Genomic DNA, 16,548 nt, shown 5'->3' on the forward strand with positions numbered 1-16,548 from the left:
TTTGACACTGAAGGGAGAAATTATGAGCCAGAAATTAAAAGTCGTCACTATCGGTGGCGGGAGCAGCTACACCCCTGAGTTACTTGAAGGCTTTATTAAGCGCTATCATGAATTACCGGTTTCTGAGTTGTGGCTGGTTGATGTCGACGGTGGAAAAGAGAAACTGGACATTATTTTTGACCTTTGCCAGCGAATGATCGACAAAGCGGGTGTGCCGATGAAGTTGTTTAAAACACTGGACCGCCGTGAAGCGCTGAAAGATGCTGATTTCGTTACTACCCAGCTGCGCGTAGGGCAACTAAAAGCCCGTGAAAAGGATGAGCGCATTCCACTGAGTCACGGTTATCTGGGGCAGGAAACTAACGGCGCTGGTGGGCTGTTCAAAGGTTTGCGTACCATTCCGGTTATCTTTGATATTGTGAAAGATGTGGAAGAGCTGTGCCCGAATGCGTGGGTGATTAACTTTACTAACCCGGCCGGGATGGTGACTGAAGCGGTCTATCGTCATACGAATTTCAAAAAATTCATCGGCGTGTGTAATATTCCTGTCGGCATGAAAATGTTCATTAGCGATGTGCTGGCGCTTAACGAGAGCGACGACTTATCCATCGATCTGTTTGGTCTCAACCATATGGTCTTTATTAAAGACGTACTGGTGAACGGTACATCACGCTTTGATGAACTGTTGGACGGTGTGGCTTCGGGCCAGTTGAAAGCCTCTACCGTGAAGAACATCTTTGACCTGCCGTTTAGTGAAGGACTGATTCGTTCGCTGAAACTGCTGCCGTGCTCTTATTTGCTCTACTACTTCAAGCCAAAAGAGATGCTGGCGATTGAAATGGGTGAATACTATAAGGGCGGCGCACGCGCTCAGGTGGTACAGAAAGTGGAGAAACAACTGTTTGATCTCTACAAAAACCCGGATCTGAACGTGAAGCCGAAAGAACTGGAGCAGCGCGGTGGAGCCTATTACTCCGATGCGGCCTGCGAAGTGATCAACGCCATCTACAACGACAAACAGACCGAGCACTATGTCAACGTTCCGCACCATGGGCATGTTGATAATATCCCTGCGGACTGGGCGGTAGAGATGACCTGCACGCTGGGACGTAACGGGGCTACACCGCATCCACGGATTACCCATTTTGATGAGAAAGTGCTCGGCCTTATCTATACCATTAAAGGCTTCGAGGTCGCGGCGAGCAATGCGGCGTTGAGCGGCGAGCTGAATGATGTGCTGCTGGCATTGAACCTGAGTCCGCTGGTGCACTCCGACAGCGATGCCGAAATCCTGGCGCGTGAGCTGATTCTGGCGCATGAAAAATGGCTGCCAAACTTTGCCGGGTGTATTGAAAAACTCAAAAGCGAACAACACTAACTGAGGTCGGCTATGGAACGCGTACTGATTGTAAATGCGGATGATTTTGGCCTGAGTAAAGGACAAAACTACGGCATTGTTGAAGCCTGCCGCAATGGCGTTGTCACCTCGACGACGGCACTGGTTAACGGCGCGGCAATTGACCATGCGGTACAGCTGAGTCGCGACATACCGGAACTTGCCGTCGGCATGCATTTTGTTCTGACGCTGGGCAGGCCGTTGACGGCAATGCCTGGTCTTACTCGTGACGGATTACTGGGGAAATGGATCTGGCAGATGGCTGAAGAAGACATCTTACCGCTGGATGAAATTTCTCAGGAGCTGGCCGCGCAGTATCAGCATTTTATTGACCTGTTCGGGCGGGAGCCGACGCATCTGGATAGCCATCACCACGTGCATATGTTCCCGCAGATTTTCCCTATAGTGGCCGGGTTTGCTGCCCAAAAAGGGATTGCGTTACGGATCGATCGTCAGGCGGTATTCCAGGCGTCTGACTTTCCACAGACGTTACGGACTTCCCAGGGATTCAGCAGCGAGTTTTACGGCGAGGCGATTTCTGAAGCCCTGTTTTTGCAAACGCTTGACGCGTCAGCAGACCGGGGAGAGTCCTCGCTGGAAGTGATGTGTCACCCGGCCTTTATCGATGACATTATTCGTCAAAGTGCCTACTGTTACCCCCGCTTAACTGAGCTCGACGTGCTGACGTCTTCGTCACTGAAATATGCTATTGCGGAGCGCGGTTATCGTCTTGGCAGTTTTCTGAACGTGTAATTCCTGAGTTTGCGGCGCTTAATGCGCCGCATTTTTTAGGCAGGAATCGTGTCTATTTTTCCGGCGCGTGACCAGACGCGGTGCGCGGTCATCAGCGTCAGCAGGGTATCCATAAACTGTGCGTTTGCACTGTCCGCTTCAACCACGCCTTCCTCTCCATCATTTTTGATATTCAACGTTGCTTTAAACTGACGAGCATCGCCAGCCAGGGCGATAGGTTTTAAGTGTTTATACGCTTCGAGTAAGTAATATCGGGCATCACCGTTCGTAACGATATCCGCGAGATTGCCACACGGAACGATAACCGCATCGACCGTCAGGGATGGCGAACCCGCAAAAGTACCGGCGATCGTCAGGGCAGAACCATCATCGGCAACCACATTACCCATTCGGGAATAGAGCAATTTGGCATGTACGCCTTTAGCCTGTAGGGCTTGCATGATGGCGAGCAGGTCGCTCGATTTCACCTGGTCATTCAGTAGGATGGCGACCACACGGCCCTTAATCTCTCCCTGCGAACCCGCATATAAACTGAGTGACGGTGCATTTTTCAAACCGTTGACGTTGGGCGGCGGCGCAATGTTGGTCTGTTCCTTGGTTAGCTCAAAACCGAGATTATCGGCAACCGCTTTGGCGAGGGCCGTATCAATATGAGCTAACTGTTCGACCACTCTTTCACGAATATAGGGGCGCGTAACTTTACTGAGTTCAAAACTGAATCCACCGATAATATGCTGCTGTTCAATTGGCGTCTGACTTAGCCAGAACAGGCGAGGCTGCGCATAGTATTCGCCAAAAGAGGGGCTGCGTTCGCGGATTTTGTTTCCTTCAATACGTTCCTGATACGACTCGAATCCACCGCGTTTTGGTCCCGGCGGCGTTTCGCGCGGCCAGTTATCATTGATAGAGTTCGGTTCATAGTTGGCAGGATTGGTATCGATGTCCATACGATGCATGCCGTCACGCTGGAAATTATGGTACGGACAGGTTGGGCGATTGATCGGGATTTCATGGAAGTTTGGCCCGCCAAGGCGACTGATTTGGGTATCGGTATAGGAGAACAAGCGGCCCTGTAGCAGGGGATCGTTGGTAAAGTCGATGCCGGGGACGATGTGTCCGGGATGAAACGCGACTTGCTCATTTTCAGCAAAGAAATTATCCGGATTGCGGTTCAGCACCATTTTACCGACGCGTTGCACCGGAACCAGCTCTTCCGGGATCAGCTTGGTCGGATCGAGCAGGTCAAAATCGAACTTAAATTCGTCTTCTTCGGGAATCAACTGTAGCCCCAGTTCATATTCCGGATAATCGCCCGCTTCGATAGCTTCCCACAGATCGCGACGATGAAAATCGGGATCCCGACCGGTAAGTTTTTGCGCTTCATCCCATACCAGCGACGCTTTGCCTGCCAGCGGTTTCCAGTGGAATCGGACAAAGGTGGCTTTCCCTTGCGCATTGATTAACCGGAATGTGTGGATGCCAAAGCCTTCCATCATGCGATAGCTGCGTGGGATACCCCGGTCGGACATTGCCCACATGACGTTGTGCAACGTTTCCGGCTGTAATGAGACATAATCCCAAAAGGTATCATGCGCGCTTTGGCCCTGTGGGATTGCCCAATGCGGCTCCGGTTTAACCGCATGGACGAAATCCGGGAATTTATGGGCATCCTGAATAAAGAAAACAGGTGTGTTGTTTCCCACCAGATCGAAAATGCCCTCTTCAGTGTAAAACTTGGTCGCAAACCCCCGAATATCTCTGACTGTATCCGCGGAGCCTGCGCCGCCCTGAACCGTAGAAAAACGCACAAAAACCGGTGTGATTTTATTTTCATCACTCAGAAAGTCCGCTTTCGTCGTTGCGCTGAGGCTGGCATAGGGCTGAAAGTAACCGTGAGCGGCAGAACCTCGGGCATGTACGATCCGCTCAGGGATGCGTTCGTGATCAAAGTGGGTGATTTTTTCCCGCAGGATGAAGTCTTCCAGCAGGGTGGGCCCACGGTTTCCGGCGCGCAGAGAGTTTTGATCATCCGCAATGCGCACGCCCTGATTGGTGGTCAGGGCAAAATCCTCGCTTCCTTTGCGAAAACTCTCCAGCGCGTTGAGTTTGTCACTTGTGACGTCAGGCGCTTTTAAGCTGCCGGACGTAGTGGGCTGCATGCCTGGTGGCGTGGGTTCAGGCGCTGGCCGATGTGAACCGTCTGCTGGCGCCAGTGAGTCAAGTCCTGGCTGGGATTCGCTGGCATCATGAACCGGCGCTGAGTGATGGAGTGGGTGCTTATCATTCTGTGACATTAAACTCTTCTCCTGCTTTCATCGCTTAAAGGGTCGTTGTTGCCGTCAAAAGCTTTAACTATAGACCACTCACTCAGTGGCGCAGGAACAGACCGATGGTGTAAAGCGCGATGAACCAGGCAAACAGCGCACGCAAGGCAGGACGTCAGGAGGCAAAATCGGCTAAGATAGCAGTTTTCTGATTTTTAGAATTTGTCTTTAGTGAAGCAACTGATTATGAAACCTCTTCGCCAACAAAATCGTCCGGTTATCAGCTATGTTCCTCGCGTGGAGCCAGCCCCACCAGAGCATGCGGTTAAAATGGATGCGTTTCGTGACGTATGGATACTGCGCGGAAAATATGTCGCTTTTGTCTTAATGGGGGAGGCGTTTCAACGTTCGCCTGCATTTACGGTCCCGGAATCAGCGCAACGCTGGGCTAATCAGGTTCGTCAGGAAAATGAACTGAGCGATTAATGGATATAAAAAAACCGCCGGAGCATGACACTCCGGCGGTTTTTTGTTTTTCAACTAACCGGCTTAGCGATGCGCCAGTTCGGCGTTATCGTCGCTGTCCAGAATCGTTTTATCGGTCTGCTTCAGCCATTGACTGGTCAGCGTACCGGCAGTCATAGACCCGCTTACGTTCAGCGCGGTACGACCCATATCGATCAGCGGTTCAACGGAGATCAGCAGCGCAACCAGCGTGACCGGCAGACCCATAGCAGGCAGGACGATCAGCGCGGCAAACGTTGCTCCGCCACCGACACCCGCAACGCCTGCGGAACTCACGGTCACGATACCGACCAGCGTGGCAATCCACATTGGGTCCAGCGGGTTGATTCCGACGGTCGGCGCGACCATTACTGCCAGCATTGCCGGGTACAGGCCCGCACAACCGTTCTGGCCAATCGTGGCGCCAAAAGAGGCGGCGAAAGAGGCGATAGATTCAGGCACGCCCAGACGACGGGTTTGCGCTTCAACGTTCAACGGAATTGAGGCTGCGCTGGAACGGCTGGTGAAGGCGAAAGTCAGTACCGGCCACACCTTACGGAAGTATTTCAGCGGGCTAACGCCGTTAATACCCAGCAGGATCCCGTGAACCACGAACATGATGCCCAGACCGAGATAAGAGGCCACGACAAAGCTACCCAGCTTGATGATGTCCTGCAGGTTGGAGCCTGCAACCACTTTGGTCATCAGCGCCAGAACGCCGTACGGAGTCAATTGCATCACCAGACGAACCAGCTTCATCACCCAGCTTTGCAGGGTATCGATAGCGACCAGAACGCGCTCGCCTTTTGGTGCATCATCTTTCAGCAGCTTCAGCGCGGCAACACCCAGGAATGCAGCGAAGATAACCACGCTGATAATCGACGTCGGGTTAGCACCAGTCAGGTCGGCAAACGGGTTTTTCGGGATAAAGGATAACACCAGTTGCGGAACGCTGAGGTCAGCCACTTTGCCAACGTAGTTGGTTTCAATCGCATTCAGGCGTGCAGTTTCGGCGCCACCTTGAACCAGACCTTCGGCGGTCAGGCCGAACAGGTTGGTCACCAGAACCCCTACCAGCGCGGCAATCAGCGTGGTAAACAGCAGGGTGCCGATGGTCAGGAAGCTGATTTTACCTAACTGAGAGGCGTTGTGCAGACGTGCGACGGCGCTGAGAATAGACGCAAACACCAGCGGCATGACAATCATCTGCAGCAGTTGGACATAACCGTTGCCGACAATGTTGAACCACTGTACGGAATCTTTAAGAACCTGGCTGTCGGAGCCATAAATGGTGTGCAGGGCGAGGCCAAACACGACACCCATGACCAGACCGACCAGTACTTTTTTTGCCAGACTCCACTGTTTGTGACGGGCTTGCGCCAGCAGCAACAGCAGCACTACGAACACGATAATGTTCGCGATTAATGGAAAGTTCATCCCCGTTCTCCTGATCTTATTATGCGTATCACCGTTTAAAGGTGATTCTGTTGGCGCAAGATTAGCAGAACTGTGACTTGCCTCTTATATTCAAATGGAATTGTTTATGCCAAAAATGACTTTTTGGCTGATTAATTAGTCAACCTGGTGCGTTATAAAACGATTAAACTGCATTTGCAGCGTATTTATCATCTGTGATGACCAGCGCACCGCACTGTTCTCTTGTACGGTCTGCGGCATCCAGATTGCCCACGCGAACAGCGCCATGCACAGAAACCGCTCCAGTTGATTACCTTTCTGCGGCACGAGGATCGGCAGACGAAAACGCCAGCGGCATGGCCAAAGCAGAGGAACGCCCGCCGGGGTTAGCATATCGGCCAGTATATGGCTGAGATAACCAAGAACCATACCTTGTAAGGCATCTGCCGGTATTATCCACGTGTCCGGGACTTTCAGGTAAAACGTGGCCAGCAGGGCAAAGACTGCCAGCAGGCTATGCGTAAACCCGCGATGACCAAATGCCCGGGCAATGGGTTTTGATATCCACTTCAGACGCTGCCCCAGCAGGGATTTGGGATGATCGATATCCGGCAGCAAGCACGTTAAAATGGCTGAAGGAACAATATGCCACCAGTCACCCTGCGCAAGAACGGGCGTTAGCTCGGCATTCTTGGCAAATACCGCACAGGCAATAGAAAAAAGAAGGTGACCTTCCGCCGTCATGATAAAACCCAATAAACTGTCGATTCATACAGTATAGGGGTTTTATACAGTAGGCGGAAGAGGTGACGTTGTAACCCTTTGTCACAAGTGCGCCTTTACCGCGCCAGCCAACCGCCATCCACGGCCAGCGTATAGCCATGTATATAGTCAGAGGCAGGACTGGCGAGGAAAACGACTGGGCCTTTCAGGTCATCTGGCGTGCCCCAGCGTCCGGCGGGAATACGATCGACAATCTCCTGATTACGCTCACTGTCTTCGCGCAACTGTTGTGTGTTATTGGTCGCCATATAGCCGGGAGCGATGGCATTAACATTAATCCCCTGGGGCGCCCATTCATTGGCCAGCAGGCGGGTGATACCCAGCACGCCGCTTTTTGATGCGGTATAGGAAGGTACGCGGATACCGCCCTGAAAAGAGAGCATTGAGGCAATGTTAATGATTTTTCCGCCGTTGCCCTGAGCCAGAAACTGGCGCGCCACGGCCTGTGACAGAAAGAAAACGGATTTAAGATTGAGGTTCATCACGTCATCCCAATCCTTTTCGCTGAAGTCCAGCGCATCCTGGCGACGGATGGTTCCCGCATTGTTAACCAGAATATCGACCCGGCCAAACGCCGCCACCGCTTGTGTCACAATGTTGGTGAGCGCATCCTGTTGGCTGAGGTCGGCCTGAATGGCCATAAAGCGCCGACCAAGGCCGTTAATTATCTCTGCGGTTTCATGCGGTATTTTACGATTCACGCCGACGATATCGCAGCCCGCTTCCGCCAGCGCCGCTGCCATACCTTGCCCAAGGCCGGTATCACATCCTGTGACGATAGCGATTTTACCCTCGAGACGAAAAGCTTCCTGAATCATGTTTACCTCAACTATATATGCCATTAACGCTTGCTCTGTAGGGCAAGGATAGGAGAGGTTAAACAGAAATACAATTGAAAATGAAACGGTGTTTTAAAAAATAAAAAGCAGGGAAGGCGGGCAATCCGAACATTGCCCGTCACAGGATTAGCCGCGCAGGTGAGCGGCGGTGAGTTCGGTGAGCGAGGTCAGTTTGACGTCGGCAAGAACGAAGCGAGGATCGTCCTGATTTTCATGCGCCGGCACCACGACGGAACGCATACGGGCGGCTTTCGAAGCAATCATACCGTTTACCGAGTCTTCCAGTGCTACGCAGTTTAAAGGATCGATACCCAGTAGCGCCGCGCAATCGAGATAAACCTGTGGGTGCGGTTTGCTGTAGGGCAGTTTTTCCGCAGAAGCCAGTGCGTCGAAGCTGCTGCGCAGCTCAAACATGGTCAGCACTTTTTCCAGCATATGCAGCGGCGAGGCGGATGCCAGTCCTACTTTGATTCCCTGAGATTTGCACAACGCCACGGCTTCACGCACGCCCGGCAGCAACGGCTTTGTTTCTTCTACTAACGCAATTGCCCGGGTAATGATGCGCTCGGTAACTTCCTGACGTGAGGGACCATTCCATGGTTGCTGCGCAAACCACAAATCAACCACCATGTCGATGCGTAAACCAAGGGTATCGGGAAGTTCATGGCGGCGGGAGATATCAACGCCTAAACTTGCTATCACATCCAGTTCAGCCTGATCCCAAAGCGGTTCAGAATCGACCAGTAATCCATCCATATCGAAAATTGCAGCAAGAATCTGACGCGGGGTTGACATCACAACCTCTCCTGTACGGTGATAAAAGGGATTAAGAGCCAGCCAGAACGGGCTCTGAGCGTTCATTATGGCTAATTCGGCAGTATACCGCCTTTAAAGATCAGGCGAAAACGGTAATCAACGGGTAAACTTAGGCCAAAATGACACGTCTTAATCAAGGGGAACTCATGACGTATCAACAAGCTGGACGCATTGCCATCTTGAAAAGGCTGGTGGGATGGGTGGTTTTCATTCCCGCGCTGATTTCAACGCTGGTTTCAGTACTGAAGTTTATGTATGCGCACAGCGAAAAGCAGGAAGGAATTAACGCAGTCATGCTCGATTTTGCCCATGTGATGATCGACATGATGCGGGTGAACACACCTTTTCTTAACGTGTTTTGGTATAACTCGCCGACGCCCGATTTTCAAAGTGGACTGAATCTCGTCTTTTGGCTGATTTTCATTCTGATTTTTATCGGTCTGGCGTTGCAGGACTCCGGTGCCAGAATGAGTCGTCAGGCGCGTTTTTTACGCGAGGGCGTTGAGGACCAGTTGATTCTGGAACAGGCAAAAGGCAGTGAAGGTTTATCGCGCGCGCAACTTGAGTCGCGTATCGTGGTTCCGCACCATACGATTTTTTTGCAAATATTCCCACTCTATATTTTGCCGGTGATTGTTATCGTGATCGGCTACTTCTTCTTTTCATTGCTGGGCTTTTTGTAAGTGCAGGTCTATCAGGCCTGCCGCGTTGTGAAACGCCAGGCCTGATAAGCAGGCTAAGCCGCCAGTAACCTGTCCAGCGCTTTCTGCGCGACCACCAGATGCTGTCCCCCGAACAAAATTGCCCGATTCAGCAGCGTATAGAGCTGGTAGACAGGCTGCCTGTCGAGAAAATCTAATGGTAGCGGCGAAACAGACTGATAGCCGTCATAGATTTGCGGCGGCTGGTCGGTATGCAACGGCAGCATGGCCAGGTCACACTCTCTGTCCCCCCAGTAGCAGGCAGGGTCAAAGATGTACGGACCGTTTGGACCGAGAGCGCAGTTCCCGGACCACAAATCACCGTGCAGAAGAGACGGCTGCGGTTGATGGGAAGATAGACGCTGCTGAACATGCTCAACAATGGCGTCTATATTGCCAAACGCAATGCCTTTTTCAGCGGCGAGTTCCAACTGCCAGCCAATACGCTGCTCGGCAAAAAAGGTTGACCAGCGACGTTGCCAGGTGTTGGGCTGGGGTGTGGTAGAGAGCGCATTATCGAAGTCGAGCCCAAACTGCGGCTGATCGCTCCATTCATGCAAATGCGCCAGCTGTTGGCCGAGGATAAAAGCATTGTGCGCATCAAGCGGACGGGGAGGGAGGAAATCCATCACCAGAAAGCTGTAATCTCTGTCTGCGCCTACCGCCCAGACTTTCGGTACAGATACGGTTTGACTGCGAGAAAGTAGCTCCAACTGATCGGCTTCCGCCGTAAAGCCGGTTAACAGCTCTCTTTCATCGCATTTGACGAAAAAATCGCGCCCCGCATAGCGTAAATGCCATGCGGCGTGGATCTCTCCGCCGGGCAGTTCGTTACGCAGTTCGATTTCGCCTTCACCTAGTTGCTCGCTTAAAAGACGACTGATAGCCTGCCACATGATGTCTCTCCCCATGTTGTCTGCCAGATCATAAGGTTAGCGCAAGAATGCGGTTAAAAAACACGAACTGACGCACACCACTGACGCGTCATCGCTGGAAAGGCACTTAATGTTTGTCGTTCTTCTTCACCTCGCATCGATGTGAAGACGTCCTGTTGCACATGATTCACTTCTTTGTAATCACGTGATTTTTTATCATAGACGTATAACACCCATGCCGACAGTTTTACGGGCAAATCCCCCTGAATCAACACAAGGGGGAAGGTGTCATTACTGAGTAAGATACGAATATATTTTTTGCGTATCGTCTAAGGCGCACAGACGCGTACCCTGATTCAGGGTAGCGGCGCTACCTGCTGCTACACCGTAGCGGACAATATCTTCAAAAGGTACGTTCTCAGCGAGTTTAAGCGTCATGGCGCCGACCATACTGTCGCCCGCGCCTACGGTACTTTGACTTTTCACCGGTGGCGGAACCACCTGAACGCAGGTGTCGCGATCAACGCCCAGTGCCCCTTGCGGCCCAAGCGAGACCACAACGCGATGGGCTTTTCCGCTTTGCACGATTTCCTGCGCGGCTTTGCGCACATCATCGGGTTGTGTCAGTTCGCGGTTGACCAGTGCGCTCAGTTCTTTGAGGTTAGGTTTGACCAGTTCGATATTGCCGATAGCCAACGCCGCCGCCAGCGCTTCACCAGAACTATCGACAATACAGCGAATCCCTTGTTTTTGTGCTGTGGTAACGAGACGGGTCAGCTTCTCAAGCTGTACGCCAGGCGGCAAACTGCCACTAATAACCAGCAGCGCGCCAGACTCTATTTCCAGCACCTGATCCTGAAGTTGGTAGAACTCGTCATCGGTCAGCGCAGCACCTGGCATGACGAAGCGATACTGTTCGCCGCTGGACTCAACGTGCACATGGAGATTTTGTCGGGTCCAGTCTTTGGCTTCGACGGTGGATACGGGAACATTTTCGTCGGCGAGCAGAGCGACAAGATGCTCTCCGGTAGCGCCTCCCGCAGGGAAGATAGCCGTCGCGGTTCCGCCAAGATGGGCAATTGCGCGAGCGACGTTGATGCCGCCGCCGCCGGGTTCAAAAACCGGCGAGGTACAGCGAAGTTTACCTTCCGGGTAGATTTGCGGAGTGATTGTTGCGCTATCGAGAGAGGGCGCAAGTGTTAACGTATAGATACGTACCATCTTTACCTCCTGTTAGGCTGTCCTCAGTCTGGCACTTAACCTCGCGAAAGTGAAGTAATTAACAACATGATTTTTAATATCTTTATTTAAAACATTTGCGTCAAAGATATATAAATAAAAAAACGGTTTAGGAACGCTCTTATTCAAAAAATGAAATAAGAATTTATTGCTATGTTATTCGAGTCTTTTTATAATTTGTTACCTTTCAAGGGTCTTTTGTCATTGATCCATATGAAAGTTTCCGAGACCGTAATGGTCTCTTTTTTTGTTGTACGGACTCTTAATAAATGAAGCTTTTGAAGACAGTGCCCGCAGCATTACTGCTGACGGGTGGCCTGCTTGCGTCAATGCATGCTGCCGCCGATGATTCCGTTTTTACTGTCATGGATGACCCTTCCAGCGCGAAAAAACCCTTTGAAGGTAACCTGAACGCGGGATATCTCGCCCAGTCAGGCAACACAAAAAGTTCTTCTTTAACCGCAGACACCACCATGACCTGGTACGGTGAAACCACGGCGTGGTCTCTGTGGGGAAATGCCAGCAATACCTCCTCAAATGATGAGCGTTCATCAGAGAAATATGCCGTAGGTGGTCGTAGTCGTTACAACATGACCGACTATGACTACCTCTTTGGGCAGGCAAGCTGGTTGACCGACCGTTACAACGGCTATCGCGAGCGTGACGTGCTGACCGCCGGTTATGGTCGCCAGTTCCTTAACGGACCAGTACATAGCTTCCGTTTTGAATTCGGTCCTGGCGTGCGCTACGACGAGCATACGGATGGCACCACCGAAACGCAGCCGTTGGGCTATGCGTCCGGGGCCTATGCGTGGCAAATGACTGACAATACTAAATTTACGCAAGGCGTGTCGGTATTCGGTGCTGACGATACAACGCTCAACTCTGAAACGGCCTTGAACGTTGCCATCAACGAACACTTTGGGTTAAAGGTGGCTTACAACGTCACCTGGAACTCTGAACCACCGGCAACAGCGCCGGAACATACCGATCGTCGTACTACTGTTTCACTCGGCTACCGGATGTAATGACAAACCGGGTCAAATAATTGGCCCGGCTTTTATCTATTAAAGTTAAGGTTATTTAATAGTTAATCTGTGTTTTATTTTTAGTACTTATCAATAACGCGCTATTTTTCAGACAAATTCGATTTAATTGATAAATACATCCGAACCGGAACAGCGCGCCAGTATTTTAACCCCAGATCATCGCTGCCCAACGTAGCATTAGCATTGCCGCACAAATAACGAGTAGGATCACCACCATCTTCCAGTGTTTCTTTGCAAAGCGATTTGTTGGCATTGTTCTTTTCCTGCTCAGATTAGATGACTTTCTGCAAGTGTAACAAAGACGTCAGGGTGTCAGTGAATTGATTTACATCATAGAGTACGCGTTGATTGTTGCTTTGATCGGCTCGAAATGCCGTGTACACTGTGAAACGGTGTTATCAAAAAGCGGGTGTAGGTCCAGTGTAGCCATTGAGGCAATCAGTGACATATTTCGCAGAGTGAAGCGGGAATCAGCCCACACCTTTTTGATAATTTTAAATATTGAATCTTTGTATGTGATCTTACGTGTGGGTCACCACTGCAAATAAGGATATAACATGCCTGTTATTACTCTTCCTGATGGCAGCCAACGCCATTACGACCACGCTGTAAGCCCCATGGATGTTGCGCTGGACATCGGTCCAGGTCTGGCGAAAGCCACTATTGCTGGCCGTGTTGACGGTGAGCTGGTAGATGCTTCCGATCTGATTGAGCATGATGCGAAGCTCTCCATCATCACCGCGAAGGATGAAGAAGGTCTGGAGATCATTCGTCACTCCTGTGCGCACCTGTTAGGGCACGCGATCAAACAACTCTGGCCGCACACCAAAATGGCGATCGGACCGGTTGTTGATAACGGTTTTTACTACGATATCGATCTTGACCGTACGTTAACCCAGGAAGACGTCGACGCGCTCGAGAAGCGGATGCACGAGCTCGCTGAGAAAAACTACGATGTCATTAAGAAGAAAGTCAGCTGGTACGAAGCGCGTGAAACCTTCGTGAAGCGTGGCGAGACCTATAAAGTCTCTATTCTTGATGAAAACATCGCCCATGATGACAAGCCTGGCTTGTACCATCATGAAGAATATGTCGATATGTGCCGTGGCCCGCACGTGCCGAACATGCGTTTCTGCCATCACTTCAAACTGATGAAGACCGCTGGGGCATACTGGCGTGGCGACAGCAATAACAAGATGCTGCAGCGTATTTATGGTACTGCATGGGCAGATAAAAAAGCCCTGAATGCCTATCTGCAACGTCTGGAAGAAGCGGCCAAACGCGACCACCGTAAAATCGGCAAGCAGCTTGACCTGTATCACATGCAGGAAGAAGCGCCGGGTATGGTGTTCTGGCATAACGATGGCTGGACTATCTTCCGTGAACTGGAAGTCTTTGTTCGCTCAAAACTGAAAGAATACCAGTATCAGGAAGTTAAAGGTCCGTTCATGATGGACCGCGTGCTGTGGGAAAAAACAGGTCACTGGGATAACTACAAAGATGCAATGTTCACGACCTCCTCTGAGAACCGTGAATACTGCATTAAGCCCATGAACTGCCCAGGCCACGTGCAGATCTTCAATCAGGGTCTGAAATCCTATCGCGATCTGCCGTTGCGTATGGCAGAGTTTGGTAGCTGCCACCGTAATGAGCCGTCAGGCGCGCTGCATGGCCTGATGCGTGTTCGTGGCTTCACTCAGGATGATGCGCATATCTTCTGTACAGAAGAGCAGATCCGTGATGAAGTTAACGCTTGCATTCGTATGGTCTACGATATGTACAGCACCTTTGGCTTCGAGAAAATCGTCGTCAAACTGTCCACTCGCCCCGAAAAACGTATCGGCAGCGATGAAATGTGGGACCGTGCTGAAGCTGACCTGGCCGTTGCGCTGGAAGAAAACAACATCCCGTTTGAGTTCCAACTGGGTGAGGGCGCATTCTACGGTCCGAAAATTGAATTTACCCTGTATGACTGCCTCGATCGTGCATGGCAGTGCGGTACTGTACAGCTGGACTTCTCCCTGCCGTCCCGTTTAAGCGCCTCTTATGTTGGCGAAAATAACGAGCGTCAGGTGCCGGTTATGATTCACCGCGCAATTCTTGGGTCGATGGAACGTTTCATCGGTATCCTGACCGAAGAGTTCGCTGGCTTCTTCCCGACCTGGCTTGCGCCGGTTCAGGTTGTTGTCATGAACATCACCGATTCTCAGTCTGAATACGTTAACGAATTAACGCAGAAACTACAAAATGCGGGTATTCGTGTAAAAGCAGACTTGAGAAATGAGAAGATTGGCTTTAAAATCCGCGAGCACACTTTACGTCGTGTCCCTTACATGTTGGTCTGTGGCGACAAAGAGGTAGAAGCAGGCAAAGTTGCCGTGCGCACCCGTCGTGGCAAAGACTTGGGCAGCCTGGACGTAAATGAAGTGATTGAGAAGCTGCAACAAGAGATTCGCAGCCGCAGTCTTCAACAACTGGAGGAATAAGGTATTAAAGGCGGAAAACGAGTTCAAACGGCACGTCCGAATCGTATCAATGGCGAGATTCGCGCCCTGGAAGTTCGCTTAACAGGTCTGGAAGGCGAAGCTTTGGGTATTGTGAGTCTGAGAGAAGCGATCGAAAAAGCTGAAGAAGCTGGAGTAGATTTAGTTGAAATCAGCCCTAACGCCGAACCGCCAGTTTGTCGTATTATGGACTACGGCAAGTTCCTTTATGAAAAGAGTAAGTCTTCTAAGGAACAGAAGAAAAAGCAAAAAGTTATCCAGGTTAAGGAAATTAAATTCCGTCCTGGTACCGACGATGGCGATTACCAGGTAAAACTCCGCAGCCTGGTACGCTTTCTGGAAGATGGCGATAAGGCTAAGATCACGCTGCGTTTTCGCGGCCGTGAGATGGCCCACCAACAGATCGGTATGGAAGTGCTCAACCGCGTCCGTGACGATCTGAGTGAACTGGCAGTAGTCGAATCCTTCCCTACGAAGATCGAAGGCCGCCAGATGATCATGGTGCTCGCTCCTAAGAAGAAACAGTAAGGCCTTCAAGTAGCAATGTCTGTGGAGCCTGCGGGTTCCACAGCCGTTGTTCGCCTACGTTTCGTTTATTAACAATGCGAAGTGGAAGTTATTAAAATGCCAAAAATTAAGACCGTACGCGGTGCTGCTAAGCGCTTCAAAAAAACCGGTGGTGGTGGATTTAAGCGTAAGCACGCAAACCTGCGTCATATTCTGACCAAAAAATCTACTAAGCGTAAACGTCACCTGCGTCCAAAAGGCCTCGTGTCTAAAGGCGATCTGGGTCTGGTTATCGCGTGCCTGCCGTACGCATAAGCCGTTAACGTTTAATTCATTTTTTTACTAAGAATATAGATACAGGAGAGCACATATGGCTCGCGTAAAACGTGGTGTAGTTGCCCGTGCACGTCACAAGAAAATTTTGAAACAAGCTAAAGGCTACTACGGTGCGCGTTCTCGCGTATACCGCGTTGCCTTCCAGGCTGTTATCAAAGCTGGTCAGTACGCTTATCGTGACCGTCGTCAGAAAAAGCGTCAGTTCCGTCAACTGTGGATTGCGCGTATCAACGCAGCAGCACGTCAGAACGGTATTTCTTACAGCAAATTCATCAACGGCCTGAAAAAAGCCTCTGTTGAAATCGACCGTAAGATCCTGGCTGACATCGCAGTATTCGACAAAGTAGCGTTCACCGCTCTGGTCGAAAAAGCGAAAGCAGCTCTGGCATAAGCCGGTGAAAAGAGGGAGCCTGGCTCCCTCTCTTTTATTTGTAGCGCAATCAATTAGTTGACAATTTATCCGTAAGCCTTTTCAATAACGGTTGTCCGGTTTTTTTTACCACACAAGGTAACGCAAGCATGAATGCTGCTATTTTCCGCTTCTTCTTTTACTTTAGCACCTGAAC

The 16,548-nt window shown here is 50.9% G+C and carries 18 protein-coding genes and 1 other annotated feature (1 of these 19 cut by a window edge); of the genes, 10 read left to right on the top strand and 8 right to left on the bottom strand.

Annotation, left to right across the window (positions count from 1 at the left end):
• Positions 1-22: 22 nt before the first annotated feature.
• Together WHR59_RS10660 and chbG are read left to right on the top strand one after the other, a co-directional pair.
• Positions 23-1,378, top strand: coding sequence for a 6-phospho-beta-glucosidase (locus WHR59_RS10660; protein ID WP_043016604.1), 1,356 nt, complete (start codon positions 23-25; stop codon positions 1,376-1,378).
• A gap of 12 nt (positions 1,379-1,390) precedes the next feature.
• Entirely contained in the window at positions 1,391-2,149 is a 759-nt protein-coding gene (gene chbG / locus WHR59_RS10665; RefSeq protein WP_213732371.1) for a chitin disaccharide deacetylase, read from the top strand.
• Positions 2,150-2,184: 35 nt separating this feature from the next.
• Here the strand turns inward: chbG and katE are convergent, their stop codons facing one another.
• A complete protein-coding gene (katE, locus tag WHR59_RS10670; protein WP_087050649.1) occupies positions 2,185-4,443 on the bottom strand; it encodes a catalase HPII in 2,259 nt (752 codons plus the stop codon).
• Positions 4,444-4,656: 213 nt separating this feature from the next.
• Here katE and cedA point away from each other — a divergent pair, with 213 nt between their 5' ends.
• Positions 4,657-4,899: a cell division activator CedA gene (cedA, locus tag WHR59_RS10675; protein ID WP_131348455.1), complete on the top strand. Its 243-nt coding sequence runs from the start codon at positions 4,657-4,659 to the stop codon at positions 4,897-4,899.
• Between the two features lie 63 nt (positions 4,900-4,962).
• On the opposite strand, the gene tcyP is transcribed toward cedA, so the two are convergent.
• The 4 genes from tcyP to hxpB form a co-directional block, all read right to left on the bottom strand.
• Positions 4,963-6,354, bottom strand: coding sequence for a cystine/sulfocysteine:cation symporter (gene tcyP, locus WHR59_RS10680; protein WP_043016601.1), 1,392 nt, complete (start codon positions 6,352-6,354; stop codon positions 4,963-4,965).
• 135 nt (positions 6,355-6,489) lie between these two features.
• Positions 6,490-7,089 carry a metal-dependent hydrolase gene (locus WHR59_RS10685; protein WP_087050648.1) on the bottom strand — a complete coding sequence of 200 codons (600 nt, stop codon included), beginning with the start codon at positions 7,087-7,089 and terminating at the stop codon, positions 6,490-6,492.
• Between the two features lie 83 nt (positions 7,090-7,172).
• On the bottom strand, positions 7,173-7,934 hold the full coding sequence (gene kduD / locus WHR59_RS10690) for a 2-dehydro-3-deoxy-D-gluconate 5-dehydrogenase KduD (protein WP_080626306.1): 762 nt from the start codon (positions 7,932-7,934) through the stop codon (positions 7,173-7,175).
• 147 nt (positions 7,935-8,081) lie between these two features.
• Positions 8,082-8,750, bottom strand: coding sequence for a hexitol phosphatase HxpB (gene hxpB / locus WHR59_RS10695; protein ID WP_043016600.1), 669 nt, complete (start codon positions 8,748-8,750; stop codon positions 8,082-8,084).
• Between the two features lie 167 nt (positions 8,751-8,917).
• On the opposite strand from hxpB, the gene WHR59_RS10700 reads away from it, so the two are divergent.
• Positions 8,918-9,454, top strand: coding sequence for a YniB family protein (locus tag WHR59_RS10700; protein ID WP_043016599.1), 537 nt, complete (start codon positions 8,918-8,920; stop codon positions 9,452-9,454).
• Positions 9,455-9,507: 53 nt separating this feature from the next.
• Here the strand turns inward: WHR59_RS10700 and WHR59_RS10705 are convergent, their stop codons facing one another.
• Positions 9,508-10,368, bottom strand: coding sequence for a fructosamine kinase family protein (locus tag WHR59_RS10705; RefSeq protein WP_043016598.1), 861 nt, complete (start codon positions 10,366-10,368; stop codon positions 9,508-9,510).
• 270 nt (positions 10,369-10,638) lie between these two features.
• Positions 10,639-11,568: a 6-phosphofructokinase II gene (gene pfkB, locus WHR59_RS10710; protein WP_043016597.1), complete on the bottom strand. Its 930-nt coding sequence runs from the start codon at positions 11,566-11,568 to the stop codon at positions 10,639-10,641.
• A 287-nt stretch (positions 11,569-11,855) separates the two neighbouring features.
• Between pfkB and WHR59_RS10715 the strand changes: the two genes are divergently transcribed.
• Entirely contained in the window at positions 11,856-12,614 is a 759-nt protein-coding gene (locus tag WHR59_RS10715; protein ID WP_003030592.1) for a DUF481 domain-containing protein, read from the top strand.
• 166 nt (positions 12,615-12,780) lie between these two features.
• Here WHR59_RS10715 and yniD read toward each other — a convergent pair whose 3' ends face one another.
• Positions 12,781-12,888 (bottom strand): small membrane protein YniD, encoded by a 108-nt coding sequence (gene yniD / locus WHR59_RS10720; RefSeq protein ID WP_003030590.1) that lies wholly within the window; start codon positions 12,886-12,888, stop codon positions 12,781-12,783.
• Between the two features lie 304 nt (positions 12,889-13,192).
• On the opposite strand from yniD, the gene thrS reads away from it, so the two are divergent.
• From thrS to pheM, 5 genes are all read left to right on the top strand, one after another.
• Complete coding sequence (gene thrS, locus WHR59_RS10725) at positions 13,193-15,121, top strand: threonine--tRNA ligase (RefSeq protein WP_003832572.1); 1,929 nt, start codon at positions 13,193-13,195, stop codon at positions 15,119-15,121.
• Positions 15,122-15,124: 3 nt separating this feature from the next.
• Positions 15,125-15,667, top strand: a complete 543-nt coding sequence (gene infC / locus WHR59_RS10730; protein WP_048997935.1) for a translation initiation factor IF-3 — start codon at positions 15,125-15,127, stop codon at positions 15,665-15,667.
• Between the two features lie 96 nt (positions 15,668-15,763).
• The gene (gene rpmI, locus WHR59_RS10735) at positions 15,764-15,961 is read left to right on the top strand and encodes a 50S ribosomal protein L35 (RefSeq protein WP_003030583.1); all 198 of its coding nucleotides are present in this window, start codon (positions 15,764-15,766) and stop codon (positions 15,959-15,961) included.
• 55 nt (positions 15,962-16,016) lie between these two features.
• Positions 16,017-16,373 carry a 50S ribosomal protein L20 gene (gene rplT, locus WHR59_RS10740; RefSeq protein ID WP_003030578.1) on the top strand — a complete coding sequence of 119 codons (357 nt, stop codon included), beginning with the start codon at positions 16,017-16,019 and terminating at the stop codon, positions 16,371-16,373.
• A gap of 123 nt (positions 16,374-16,496) precedes the next feature.
• Positions 16,497-16,548: a sequence feature (Phe leader region), on the top strand (it continues 73 nt past the right edge of the window).
• Complete coding sequence (gene pheM, locus WHR59_RS10745) at positions 16,502-16,546, top strand: pheST operon leader peptide PheM (protein ID WP_001386830.1); 45 nt, start codon at positions 16,502-16,504, stop codon at positions 16,544-16,546. (Overlaps the previous feature by 45 nt.)

The organism is Citrobacter europaeus (genome assembly GCF_037482245.1).
In the GTDB taxonomy this organism is placed as follows: Bacteria; Pseudomonadota; Gammaproteobacteria; order Enterobacterales; family Enterobacteriaceae; genus Citrobacter; species Citrobacter europaeus.